At 34.5% G+C, this 12,096-nt stretch carries 13 protein-coding genes; 2 read left to right on the top strand and 11 right to left on the bottom strand.

Annotated features, from left to right (window positions below; genetic code table 11):
• Positions 1 to 359: 359 nt before the first annotated feature.
• Positions 360 to 1,199, top strand: a complete 840-nt coding sequence (locus ACS127_RS13085; protein ID WP_440895484.1) for a CAP domain-containing protein — start codon at positions 360 to 362, stop codon at positions 1,197 to 1,199.
• Between the two features lie 103 nt (positions 1,200 to 1,302).
• On the opposite strand, the gene ACS127_RS13080 is transcribed toward ACS127_RS13085, so the two are convergent.
• From ACS127_RS13080 to ACS127_RS13030, 11 genes are all read right to left on the bottom strand, one after another.
• Entirely contained in the window at positions 1,303 to 1,986 is a 684-nt protein-coding gene (locus ACS127_RS13080) for a ribulose-phosphate 3-epimerase (protein WP_440895483.1), read from the bottom strand.
• Positions 1,983 to 2,651, bottom strand: a complete 669-nt coding sequence (locus ACS127_RS13075) for a ribulose-phosphate 3-epimerase (protein ID WP_440895482.1) — start codon at positions 2,649 to 2,651, stop codon at positions 1,983 to 1,985. Before ACS127_RS13075 ends, ACS127_RS13080 begins: the two co-directional genes overlap by 4 nt.
• Positions 2,652 to 2,661: 10 nt before the next feature.
• Entirely contained in the window at positions 2,662 to 3,228 is a 567-nt protein-coding gene (gene hxlB, locus ACS127_RS13070; RefSeq protein WP_440895481.1) for a 6-phospho-3-hexuloisomerase, read from the bottom strand.
• A gap of 1 nt (position 3,229) precedes the next feature.
• On the bottom strand, positions 3,230 to 3,862 hold the full coding sequence (gene hxlA, locus ACS127_RS13065) for a 3-hexulose-6-phosphate synthase (protein ID WP_440895480.1): 633 nt from the start codon (positions 3,860 to 3,862) through the stop codon (positions 3,230 to 3,232).
• Between the two features lies 1 nt (position 3,863).
• Positions 3,864 to 4,664, bottom strand: a complete 801-nt coding sequence (locus tag ACS127_RS13060) for a glucose-6-phosphate isomerase family protein (RefSeq protein WP_440895479.1) — start codon at positions 4,662 to 4,664, stop codon at positions 3,864 to 3,866.
• 10 nt (positions 4,665 to 4,674) lie between these two features.
• The gene (locus ACS127_RS13055; RefSeq protein WP_440895478.1) at positions 4,675 to 5,109 is read right to left on the bottom strand and encodes a PTS sugar transporter subunit IIA; all 435 of its coding nucleotides are present in this window, start codon (positions 5,107 to 5,109) and stop codon (positions 4,675 to 4,677) included.
• A 29-nt stretch (positions 5,110 to 5,138) separates the two neighbouring features.
• Positions 5,139 to 5,432 (bottom strand): PTS sugar transporter subunit IIB, encoded by a 294-nt coding sequence (locus ACS127_RS13050; protein WP_440895477.1) that lies wholly within the window; start codon positions 5,430 to 5,432, stop codon positions 5,139 to 5,141.
• Positions 5,425 to 6,828, bottom strand: a complete 1,404-nt coding sequence (locus ACS127_RS13045) for a PTS ascorbate transporter subunit IIC (RefSeq protein WP_440895476.1) — start codon at positions 6,826 to 6,828, stop codon at positions 5,425 to 5,427. Before ACS127_RS13045 ends, ACS127_RS13050 begins: the two co-directional genes overlap by 8 nt.
• A gap of 114 nt (positions 6,829 to 6,942) precedes the next feature.
• Positions 6,943 to 8,952 (bottom strand): BglG family transcription antiterminator, encoded by a 2,010-nt coding sequence (locus tag ACS127_RS13040; protein ID WP_440895475.1) that lies wholly within the window; start codon positions 8,950 to 8,952, stop codon positions 6,943 to 6,945.
• A gap of 337 nt (positions 8,953 to 9,289) precedes the next feature.
• Positions 9,290 to 9,811, bottom strand: a complete 522-nt coding sequence (locus tag ACS127_RS13035; protein ID WP_440895474.1) for a cyclase family protein — start codon at positions 9,809 to 9,811, stop codon at positions 9,290 to 9,292.
• Between the two features lie 228 nt (positions 9,812 to 10,039).
• Positions 10,040 to 10,912: a LysR family transcriptional regulator gene (locus tag ACS127_RS13030; RefSeq protein ID WP_440895473.1), complete on the bottom strand. Its 873-nt coding sequence runs from the start codon at positions 10,910 to 10,912 to the stop codon at positions 10,040 to 10,042.
• A 154-nt stretch (positions 10,913 to 11,066) separates the two neighbouring features.
• Between ACS127_RS13030 and ACS127_RS13025 the strand changes: the two genes are divergently transcribed.
• Positions 11,067 to 12,086, top strand: a complete 1,020-nt coding sequence (locus ACS127_RS13025; protein ID WP_440895472.1) for a YeiH family protein — start codon at positions 11,067 to 11,069, stop codon at positions 12,084 to 12,086.
• The last annotated feature ends 10 nt before the right edge of the window (positions 12,087 to 12,096 follow it).

Genomic DNA, 12,096 nt, shown 5'->3' with positions numbered 1-12,096 from the left:
CAATCATCAGATGACTACATTTTTTTAAATAAAGTTTTTTAAACCGCACACCAATATTAATTATGGATAAGCTTGATCGATCAACCAATATGTTTTTATCTCATGTTAAAGAATGATGACATTCGTTACAAAATCGCTTCAAATATGACAAAATTCTTGATTCACAGAAGTTGTCAATAGTCTTTCGCGCGTAATTATTTCCTTTTTTAATAAATTTAATCTATTCTACCAACTTAACATTATTAAGATAGCATACTGTTAACCTATTAGCTATTTGAGTGGAAAAATTAGGACGGATTGTAACAAAAAAAACGTGATATGATGACTGTGAAATTAAAACAAAGGAGATGTTTTACAATATGTTTAAGAAAATTGCAGTAACGGTTGTTGTTTCAACCACACTTTTACTTGGTCTAGCTACTCCACAAGTTGAAGCAGCACAAGTACGAAAAGCTGGGCACCATTTTTCAACACGTGCCTTCAATATAGATTTAAATCAATTAGATGGTAATTGGCAAGAATGGATTGAAAATTATATGAGTCGCTTTATGAGTGAATATAAAAAGAAAAATCCTTGTCAACCTGTTGAAGAGTCACAGGAAAATGAAGATCCAGCAGAGAAAACTGATCAACCAGAAGAAAATGAAGCTCCAGTTGAAGAAGCAGAACAACCGGAAGCACCTGAACAGGAAGACAGTGAACAACCCACTGAAGAACCTGAAGAGTCTGTTGAAACACCAGAAACAGAAGCTCCTGTTGAACCAACACCAACAGAGCCAGAGCAAGGAAATAACGAGTCAACAGAAGCAACAAATTCAAGTCTACATGCTTTCGAACGTCAAGTTGTAGAATTGACAAATCAAGAACGTGCAGCACATGGTTTACAGCCTCTTTCAATTGATGAATCATTAAGCTCTGTAGCACGAGAAAAATCAAATGATATGGCTAGCAATGGGTATTTCTCCCATAACAGTCCAACATACGGTTCACCATTTGATATGATGCAACAATTCGGTGTTAACTATCGTACAGCTGGAGAGAACATTGCTAAAGGACAAAGAAGTCCAGAAGAAGTTGTCAATGGCTGGATGAATAGTGAGGGTCACCGTGCCAACATTTTAAATCCTGACTATACACACATTGGAGTTGGCTATATCGAAAACGGCAACCACTGGACACAAATGTTTATTGGTAATTAAATAATGGAATTGGGACAAAACCCAGTTAAAATGAAAAATAGTGACTTTCCACTCGCAAGTGAGAAGTCACTATTTCTATTATCTATTAAAACTATCTATATCACTACAATTCAATCTTTCTTCTCAGTTCCTTCATACTTTCAGCATATGGAATGTTATCTCTAAAAATAACTTTTGTTCCATATACAATCGTATCTGCCCCCTTTTCAATCAGGTGAATTGTATCATCAAAATCAATACTTCCATCAACCTCCAAAAGAATATCACGACCACTTTCCACAATCATCTGCTTCACTTTAGCTACTTTTTTAAGCATACTATCTTTAATTGGCTTATGACTAAATCCATTATTTCTTACAAGTAAGTTAATTAAGTCTACTTGATCAATAATCTCTTCTAGGCTTGATACGGGAGTCGCCATTTCAATACTTATTGCAGGTTTACAACCATTTTTGTGAATCACCTCAAGAATTCTTGAAATATCAGTAACCGCTTCCAATTGAATGCTGATATAATCGCCTTTACAACATTCAAATAACTTTGGAAAGTAAACTTCTGGTTCTGACACATACATGTGAATGTCTAGCGGAACAGATGTGATTTTTTTAATCATCGGTACTATATTGGGAGACATTAAGATTATCTGTCCATATGTGCGATCCATTATATCAATATGAAATAGATCAACACCAGCTGCTTCAAGTTGCTCCAATTCATTCTCCATGTTTAACCAGTCACAACGTTCTAAAGATGGCGCAACATAAATAGGATTCTCTTTATATTTCATTTGATATAGCCCCTAAATTCGTCACAAAGTGTAACAACATCATGACCTTTAATATAGATTGAACTTGTACCCAATACAAATGTATCGGCACCAACTTCTTTGGTTTTCTTAGCCGTTTCTTTAGAAACACCGCCATCAACTGACAGTAGAATATCACGGCCACTTTCCTCTATCATTGTTTTTATTTGCGAAACCTTACGCAGTAACTGTTGATCAAGGGGTTGACGTGGTCCAAATCCTCCGTTTCCAAGAATGACGATAACCATATCAATGCGATCAATAACTTCTTCCAACATCGATATGGGTGTACCTGAGTTAATAGCTACACCTGGTTTTCCTCCTGCCTCACGAACATATTGAATTAAGGCTCCAATTTCCATTGTTGATTCCACATGAAATGATACATATGCATCTTTACAAACTGGAAGTAATGTGTCAATAATTCGTTCTGGTCGATCAATCATGACATGAATGTCTAAAGGAATGTTAGTTACTTTCTTCATCATAGGAACAGCCATTAGCGGCAACATAGTTTGGTTTGTAAATGTCGTATCCATAATATCATAATGAATTAAATCAACATTAGCTGACTCTAATTTTCGTATTTCAGATTCCAAATTCAATAAATCAGCACACATAATTGATGGTGCAATATAGTCTTTCATGTTAAGCCTCCTATTCCAGATTCGCATGACGTATTGCGATAAATTCATCCAAACTCGCCACATTAAGTAGTGCTAAGCTTTCAACTAAATCTAATACCAAGCCATCCAAAGCAACAAGCATCGCTTGTTCAAAAATACTACCACTGGGCTGCATGGTTTGTTCCAATCTATCAATTGGGATGTTCAACACTTTATCCGCTTTTTTAGCAATTGATGATGTCTTGTTTCGAGTAATATGAATAACTTTGCAGCCAATTGTTTTCGCTTTGTCAATCATCATACAGAGCGCACTTATTTCTCCCGACCCTGATCCAACAATAAGCACATCAGGTTTGCCAATGGCTGGCGTATTAACATCACCAACAACATAGGCTTCATAGCCAAGATGCATCAAACGCATCGCAAAAGCACGCATTACCAAGAGTGATCTGCCTGCTCCAGCGCAATATACTCTTGTCTGTGTATTGTATTTTTGTGTTAACATATTGACAATCTCCGATACTTGGTGGCATTCAATATGTGACACGACTTCTTGAATTTCATTTGAGATACCGATCATATTACTGCTGTTTGACATATTACCCCTCCTTGATGATTGCACTGTACTTTTTTGCTGCAAATTTGGGGTCTTCATGACTGCAAATGGCACTTCCAATAATCACAACATCTGGATTCAATGATTTAATCGCCTCAATAGTTGTAAAGTTAATACCACCCGCACATGATATCTTTGCATTTTTGACAACATTTTTAATAATTTTTAAATCATTGAGTGGATTTCGTCCTTCACTTTGAACATCTGAAGCAGTATGAACACTTATATAATCAGCTCCCATAGCATCAATTTGTTGAGCACGTTGCGCTATGTTGTCAACATTTATTAAATCAACAAGAACTTCTTTGTTGTTTTTATGAGCTGTTTCAATACAATCTTGAATCGTTTTGTCATCAGCTACCGCCAATACCGTGACAATATCTGCCCCTGCATCAATTGCGTATTGGGTCTCTAAAGAAGCACCATCCACAATCTTAGTATCTGCAAGTATTTTTGCAGTCGGCAGTACCTTGTGTAATGCCGATACTGAATGCAATCCCTCCAACATAAGGACAGGTGTTCCTACTTCAATAATATCAACTGTATCATGGATTGTTTTTGACAATTCAACTAATTCTGGAATTCCATGTAAGTCAATGGCTAATTGCAATTTCATGCTATCCCTCCAATAATGTTTCGATTTCTTCAATATAACATTCTGGATCATTCAAATATCTAAACTTCTCAGGATTTTTAATAAAACTGTCATTCAATGATAATGCCCGTGTCATCCCATGTTTTGGTGACTCCTTAGCATGAATTACACGAATCTTTGGCAAGTTCTGATAAGTTTGGTTCTGAACAAAAAGTCTTTCTCCAGATAGATCAAGTACATAGGTGAAGAAACCATGATGGTGTTGTATGGGTTCATAATTTAAGGGACAGGGCGCCGCTAGATTGCCAAATAACATAGGACCTTCACCAATATTTACTGCACAGTGCGCATAGTGAGGCGGCACAATCAATTTATCCTTTTCTTTCATGATCACAACAACACAATCTTCAATCACTAATGGCTTATCATCTGAAAGACGAGTAGATTTCTGTAGCAGAAAAGCTGCTTTCCCTTTTAAAACCTCATAGCATTCCATATATGGTACGGCTTCATTTTGGTGGCTCATATGATAATGACCCGAATTTTTTAAACATTCCCCATTAACACGCTCTGGCGTAATCGCAGTAATCCCATTCGTATAACCGTACTTTTGAAAGACTTCTTTATACTTAGGCGTAAATATATTTGCATAGAATTTATAAGCACATTTATCTGGCAGATTACTATCATCAAACAGTAACTGTTTCATTTCAGGAATTCGTTTTTCCTTAACCCCTTCTGGTTCAATGCCCTTTGGGAAAATTAAATCTCCATTAACATCATTGATTTGAAAAGGAATCCCAAATGAATCTATGGTTTCCATTAAAACCCTCCTATTCTGTGAATTTACGATACAATTCTTCTGCATCTTCAATTCTCAACAACATGGCAACTTTCCGATCATCCATTAGTAACTCGCCAATTTTTTTCAAGGCATTAAGATGATCACTAGAATTTTTAGCGGCAAGTGTGATCAGCAGTTTCGCAGTTCGATCCGAATCAAAATTCACCGGTTTTTTGAGCATTGTCACCGCGATTTGATTATCTACAACGCCGTCTTCAGGAAGTGCATGAATTAAAGCTATATTAGGAGCAAGAATATAATATGGACCATGTTTTTCCGTCAATTTAATAATTGCTTTTGGATAGTGACTTGTCACATACCCTTGTTCAACAAGTGCATGTGTTGAGACGTATATTGCTTCTTGCCAATTATCTACCCAATCTTTAATGACAACGTTCTCTCTCTTTAGTAAATGTTTGATCATCTTTACCTCCAATTCATTGTGTCATTTTTTTAGCGTTCGGTGTCTGCTTCAAAATAGTTCTTGAGTTTTAACAGCACCTCATTATAATCTGTTAAACGATCTAACGATACTGCATCACCTGCTTTTGAACATGTATCATATACATCAGCTGAGCATACAAATAAATCTGCTGCTCCTGTAATGGCGTCATTAATTCCTGCATGGGTGACTTTAATTTCATTTTTTCCCAACTCTTGAAGAGCTTTTTTTACATTCATTTCTACAATAAAGGATGATCCCAACCCTGATATACAACAACATAGTATTGTTTTTACTTTAGTCATTTTCAGTCCCTCTCTCTGTTAACCCAGGTTTTCCTCGTGTTAATACACCATGAACAATAGGCAGCATAAACATTACAATAACAAATGCAAGCAACACCAATGATGGTAGAATGTCACCTACTTGATTTAGAAAAATCCCAATCACAGCTGAATCTGAACCGCCAAATGTTGTTCCTGTGATTAAAACACCACCGAATTTAATCAGTAAAGCTGGAGTCATTGAAGAAACAATACTTGTTACAAACGAACCAATGATCGTACCGCGTAGTCCTCCCTCAACATTACCTAAACACCCATATGTCGCTCCAAAGAAGAAGGCTGTAAATAATGTTGGAATGATGATTGGCAATTCAAACGGTGTTCCAATAAGTGAAACCTGAATAAAGAATGCAACTACAGCGCCGATTGATGCGCAAATAAATCCAATCAATGTCGAGTTTGGTTGATATGGATAAAGAATCGGAATATCAAGGGCGGGTACAGCATTTGGAATAAACTTATTAGCAACACCTTGAAATGCTGGGATCAATTCCGCAACAACCATCCGTACACCGGCTTGAATAATATAAATCGATGCAGCAAATTCAATTGAATGTGTGATTGAGAACACGGTTAGATTAACACCGCCAAATATTTCACTTGCAACATCCGGAGCAATAATAATTGCACTGATTGAAACAATTAGGTATACAACTAACATTGCTAATGATAAAGAAACAGATAAGTCTCTTAAGAAATTAAGACTTTTAGGAACATTGATATCTTCCGCTGATTTTTCTTTATTCCCTGTTAGCTTAGCGATCATAATTGAAATCCAGTAGAAAACAATCCCACTATGTCCGACAGCTAAATCTTTCGTACCAGTGACCTTACATACTGACTTGTAAATTAATACAGGTCCAACCGCCATATATAGTCCAGTAATCAATCCCCCCATGATAATAACCATCCACATTGGGGTATTTAGCGCTCCTAGAACAATGGCACAGACTGTGGAAACCCACATTACTTCATGACCAGTTAAATAGATATATTTAAATTTTGAGAATCGTGCTAGGACTATGTTTGCAATCATTGCGATGGCCATTATACCGGAAAGAGCTGTACCAAACTCATTACTTGCAGCAGCAAATGCTGATTCGTTTACCGGTAAAACACCTGAGAAATTGAATGTCTCTGATAACAAATCATTTAAGGGAGTAATTGAGTTAATGACAACTCCTGCTCCTGCACTGATCAGTAAAAAACCCATAATTGTTTTAATCGTTCCTGTTATAACATCTGTCATTGGCTTCTTTTGAATGAGAAGACCGATTAAAGCAATTAAACCAATTAAAATTGTAGGCGTTGAAAGCAATTGTGTTACAAATTCTAAAAATAAATCAATAACAATCATTTTCTTTCCTCCTTTGGGTTAATTAAGATGCGCATCTCATACTTCTATCGTAGTGACTATTGTCAATAAATAATAGAGCAATCTATTTCACTTATTCATGTGCAATCATCTATATTAAAAACTCCTTAATATTTCAAGGAGCTTTGTGGAATCATCTGCCGCAACGATATCCTGAAGGATTTCAGCATTATTACTTATTTGAATAATATCATTCAATATTCTTAAATGGTCTTCTTGATTAGGTGTTGCCAAGACAAACAGCAACTGAACCTTTTTATCACGAATATAAAGCCCATGTGAAAAGACTTGTAGTGTAATTCCTAAGTGATTGACACCATCTTCAGGTTGTGCATGGGCAATCGCAATATCATCATTGATTACGATATATGGACCATATTTCTTAACTAGATTAATCATCGTTTGAACATAGTGAGCATTAATAATTTCATGTTTTAAAAGGATCTCAGATCCACTTCTGATCGCATTTTCCCAGTCATAGCGCTCCTCACTATGGTCCCATTTCACACCGTACACATTAAGCATTTGAATCAGTGTTGGTTTACGATTTGCTTTATCATAAACATAGGTGGCATCTCCTGTTAGGTAAGCATTGATTTTACTGCAAATCTCCATGTATAACGTATCATCAGATATGGATTCGCGTAAGATTTCGTAGATGGATTTCATGCTAAAACTAAGATCATTACTATTCATTTTCAACGATGTTAAGTGACTTGCAATCAGATTTCGATCTTTGGTTGACAATATTGGATTCACATGGAGTAACGAAATGGGTGTGTCTATTTTTATTGTTGATATTATAAAATCAATGTCTTCTTCTGAATAATTACTAATTTCCGAAGGTTTTACAATCGCAATAATATGGATGGCATCAAAGGCATTTTCAATTTCGTTTTTCAATAACATTGATCCAATGGTTGTATTCAAACATACCAAAAGTACTTTTGCTTTCTCGCTTTCTCTACCATCCTTATTAAGATTTGCCGCAAAATGCATTGTTAAAAATGAAATTTCACTTTCGAACACAGGATAGGGAAATTTTCTCTTCATTTTTTTACAACATACTTTTGTGATATTGAATATATCACCATATTTATTTTTGATATCATCAATTAATGGGTTTGAGGTTGGGATAGCATGATGGAACTGATAATTTGTTAGTTGAATATGTAGATATACCGAATTGATAAGACGTTCTTTATTGTTGAATTTGAGACATGAAAGTAATTCAAATGTATTAATTAACTCACTGGATAAATCTAATAAGGACAAATCATCTTCAATCATCAACTGACGATTTTCAGTATTATAACTGATGATTTGTATAGCTAGATAAATCCGCTCATGATGAGGAAACTCAGCAAAATACTTTTCCACTGCACTTAATTCCTTTGATCCTGAAACCAATTCATAATCAATAATGTTGTAGTTAAATAAACTTGGAACTTGCTGCATGGATGCCAAAAGAAATGCAAGTGATAGTATTTCGATTTTGTAAATTTCAATATGTAAATCATCTAACACTTTTTCCAATAAATTATTATATTTATCCACCGTATCGATATCAAATAAACTAAGATTCCGATAATCTAATGTTTTTAACATCTTTTTTATATGTGTTTGAAAGACCGAACGTTTCCGATACACGTCACCAAGGATTCGATAGCCATCAATCTTATTATTGGTTAACTCGAGTTGATACTCATACAAGATTTCTCTAACTTCAAGCAAATCATTTAGAACAGCGTTTCTAGATACACCCAAATCCTCGACAAGGGAATCAAGCGTAACGCGTGTATTACTAAAAACAAGATAACATATGAGATATGAAACACGTTCCTCAGGTGATAGAATAATCGGGCTTGATACTAGGATTTCTAAAATCATTGCTTTTTGTTCTTTATTAAAAAAATATCCTTTCTCACTAACATTTATGGCAGGAATATCATTTAACTTCAACAATTGATCAACATTCGTAATATAATAATAAATCATTCTTCGAGATCTATTCAAAATCATTTGCAGTTGATTGATACTAATGGGGCTATTTTCATCATATAAAACTTGAATCAATTTCCGTTCACCACTTGAAATTGAATGCATGTTTATGCCTCCTTATACATTTTTACTTAGATCAATTATACACAATTCTTGCAACATTTATGGTCCAACTTATTTCAAAAATATTGAGCAACTATTTGGATACATGAATAATTGTAAAATACCTAAATATTGAAGTTTCATCTAATTATCAAATAAAAAGACATTCATTAATTTACAATTAGAATGAATGTCTTAATTCGTGGTATCCAATCAAAGGTCTGTTTTAGGAATTTCTTTTACAAAAACATTTTATAAAACCGACATAACCTTGATTATCTTTTCGATCGTAAACCTTTATAGTATTTTACCACCAGCTCTTATGTAAATGATGATGTGTCTAATCTTCAATAACAGCAATAGCTCTCACCGGAGAACCATCACCAGATGTAATTTTTAACGGCAGTCCATAAAAGATAAATGGTTTTTCTTTCGGGATTAATTCTAAATTAACTAATCCTGTGTAAGTAATAATCTCTCTACCTAATAAAGCCCTCTCCAAATCTTCCGTTATATTTCCACCTACAAACCGTGGATTTAGATCGACTATTTTATTCAACTTTTCTATCCCAACTTCACGTGTAAAAAATAAACCTACTTCCCTTGGCCATTCCAGATCACATTCAACAACTTGTGCCTTACCAAAAAATCGCTCAATTGGAATCTGATCCAAATTTTGTTTGCCTTGATGCATATGTGAATAGGCATCAACATGCGTTCCTGTATGTGAACCCATATTTAAACGCCTTAACTCCCATGTATCTTTCTCATACGTATGGACGACATCAATCTTTACCTCTGGATCTCCTGGAAAAACATCCATACCTGTGTATAATGGCATCGATAAATCAATAACTTTCATGATAACCTCCAAAATATTTGTCCTTTATGAATTAAATCAAACATGATTGAAAATATAAATTACTCAACACTTGACTAATCTTTTCCATTCTTCATCTCGCCATTTTGGCTTGACCTTTTTTAGATCCTTTATTTGGTAACTATTTATCTAATGGATAAGAAAATTCCTTCATTCAGAAAATCTATAATAATATAACCTTTATAATGATTTAATAATCATATCATTACATTATTTCTGACGAGTTAAATTTTGATAAAACAGCTCATTTCTGTTTTTCATCAAACTATTACTTGGATAAATAAAGTATAACGGTCTTTCAATCCAATAGTTTTTAATATTTAGATAACATAACTCCCCCTTCTCAACTTCTTCTCTAGCAACTTCTTCATACATAAATGAAATTGCATTTGAATGACTTAACATCTTTTTTATTATCCCAAAACTACTGATCTGATAAATTTTAGCAGCGGAAAGGATAGAATCATTATTTTGATATAAATAATTTTCATATATTTCTCTCGTTCCAGACCCTTCTTCTCTTAAAATTAATGGATATTTATGAATATCAGCTATTTCAACTTCTTGCCCTTCTAAGGGGTGTCCTTTTCTAGCAACTGGAAGAAATTTAGTTTTGTAAAATTCATAATAATGAAAGATTGACTTATCAAATATCCCCTCTATAAAGGCGCAATATAATTCATTATTTAATAACATTTCAATAATTGATTTTGTATTTTTTACCGTCACAGATAACAATTCATTATGATGACTTAAATAGTTGCTTAAATAAGTTGGCAAATAGTAATCGGCTATAGAAAGCGTTGCACCAATCTTAATGGGTGTTTCCACTTTTTTTATTTGATCGATAAGCTGGTTTTCATTAGCGATTTGAAAATTGGCATAATTATAGAGTGCTTCACCTTGTGCAGTCAATGTGACTGATTTCCCTTCGATATCAATTAAGTGGCAATCATAATATTCTTCCAATTTTTTCATATGTTGACTTACTGCCGGCTGGGTTAAATTTAATTTAGCTGCTGCTTTTGTATAATTTCTTAATTGTGCAACGGTTAGGAATGTTAGTAACTTACTATCAAGCATCTCTATCTTCCTTTCATTACTAAACAATTATATTTGTATTCTTCATTTAGTCTCTATAACTATAATTAATATTTATCTATGATAATAAATCATCATTTTATTTTATCATTATTTTCAGATAAAATCATCATAGAAGACAACGAGGAGAATACAGATGAAAAAAATAATCAATAACATACCCGGCTTTTTAATCGCTTTGTTGATCGCATGGTGTGCAACATATATCGAATCCTTGCTACCTATCCCTTTTATTGGGGCTTCGATCATTGCCATATTTATCGGTATGGGGATTAATCAAATAAAGAAACCAAATAAGCTGATCGAATCAGGTTTAAAATTCACTTCTAAGAAAGTACTCAAGTTTTCCATTATTTTATTAGGGGCTTCCTTAAGTATCGGCACAATTCTAAATGTTGGACGCTTGTCACTAACAGTCATGTTTTTCACACTGCTAACAGCCTTTGGTGGTGGCTATTTGACAGGAAAATGGTTAGGCTTGGACTGGAAGCTTTCGAATATGATTTCTGCTGGAACTGGTATTTGTGGAGGATCCGCAATTGCTGCCGTGGCACCTGTTATCGAAGCAAAAGATAAAGATGTCGCTTACGCTATGTCAGCTACCTTTATCTTTGATATGTTGATGATTGTATTATTTCCAATCATGGGTCGAATGATCGGACTAAGTGATATAGCTTATGGGTTGTGGACGGGTACAGCAGTAAATGATACGTCGAGTGTCGTTGCCGCTGGTTATGCATTTAGTGAAGCAGCTGGAGATTTTGCAACAATGGTAAAGCTAACGCGGACACTTTCCATCATTCCAACAGTACTTATTTTTTCATTTATTCATATGCGTATCAATGCTAAACATTCAGTTGGAAATAGGACAAGTTATCATAAAGTTAAGATTAGATCATTATTTCCGTGGTTTATATTAGCATTTATTTTGTTGGCGATTATCAATAGCTTTGGACTTATTCCAGCGGCAGCTTCACATACGTTAAAAGCAATTAGCAAATTTTTAATGGTGGCTGCCTTAGCTGCCATAGGCATGAATACTGATGTCCGAGAAATAAAAAAGTCAGGTTTTAATCCGATGATTCATGGTTTTATCATCTCAGCATTAGTCGTTATTGTCGCGCTTATTGTGCAATACTTTATTGGATTGATTTAAAATCCTCAGA

This window comes from Amphibacillus sp. Q70 (genome assembly GCF_052055485.1).
In the GTDB taxonomy this organism is placed as follows: domain Bacteria; phylum Bacillota; class Bacilli; order Bacillales; family Amphibacillaceae; genus Amphibacillus.
The sequence above is the reverse complement of the archived record's forward strand: the minus strand, read 5'-3'. Positions and strand labels throughout refer to the sequence as shown.

Coding starts and splice junctions, on each gene's coding strand:
- ACS127_RS13085 (WP_440895484.1), top strand. CDS start 360: ATGTTTAAGAAAATTGCAGTAACGGTTGTTGTTTCAACCACACTTTTA.
- ACS127_RS13080 (WP_440895483.1), bottom strand. CDS start 1,986: ATGAAATATAAAGAGAATCCTATTTATGTTGCGCCATCTTTAGAACGT.
- ACS127_RS13075 (WP_440895482.1), bottom strand. CDS start 2,651: ATGAAAGACTATATTGCACCATCAATTATGTGTGCTGATTTATTGAAT.
- hxlB (WP_440895481.1), bottom strand. CDS start 3,228: ATGTCAAACAGCAGTAATATGATCGGTATCTCAAATGAAATTCAAGAA.
- hxlA (WP_440895480.1), bottom strand. CDS start 3,862: ATGAAATTGCAATTAGCCATTGACTTACATGGAATTCCAGAATTAGTT.
- ACS127_RS13060 (WP_440895479.1), bottom strand. CDS start 4,664: ATGGAAACCATAGATTCATTTGGGATTCCTTTTCAAATCAATGATGTT.
- ACS127_RS13055 (WP_440895478.1), bottom strand. CDS start 5,109: ATGATCAAACATTTACTAAAGAGAGAGAACGTTGTCATTAAAGATTGG.
- ACS127_RS13050 (WP_440895477.1), bottom strand. CDS start 5,432: ATGACTAAAGTAAAAACAATACTATGTTGTTGTATATCAGGGTTGGGA.
- ACS127_RS13045 (WP_440895476.1), bottom strand. CDS start 6,828: ATGATTGTTATTGATTTATTTTTAGAATTTGTAACACAATTGCTTTCA.
- ACS127_RS13040 (WP_440895475.1), bottom strand. CDS start 8,952: ATGCATTCAATTTCAAGTGGTGAACGGAAATTGATTCAAGTTTTATAT.
- ACS127_RS13035 (WP_440895474.1), bottom strand. CDS start 9,811: ATGAAAGTTATTGATTTATCGATGCCATTATACACAGGTATGGATGTT.
- ACS127_RS13030 (WP_440895473.1), bottom strand. CDS start 10,912: ATGCTTGATAGTAAGTTACTAACATTCCTAACCGTTGCACAATTAAGA.
- ACS127_RS13025 (WP_440895472.1), top strand. CDS start 11,067: ATGAAAAAAATAATCAATAACATACCCGGCTTTTTAATCGCTTTGTTG.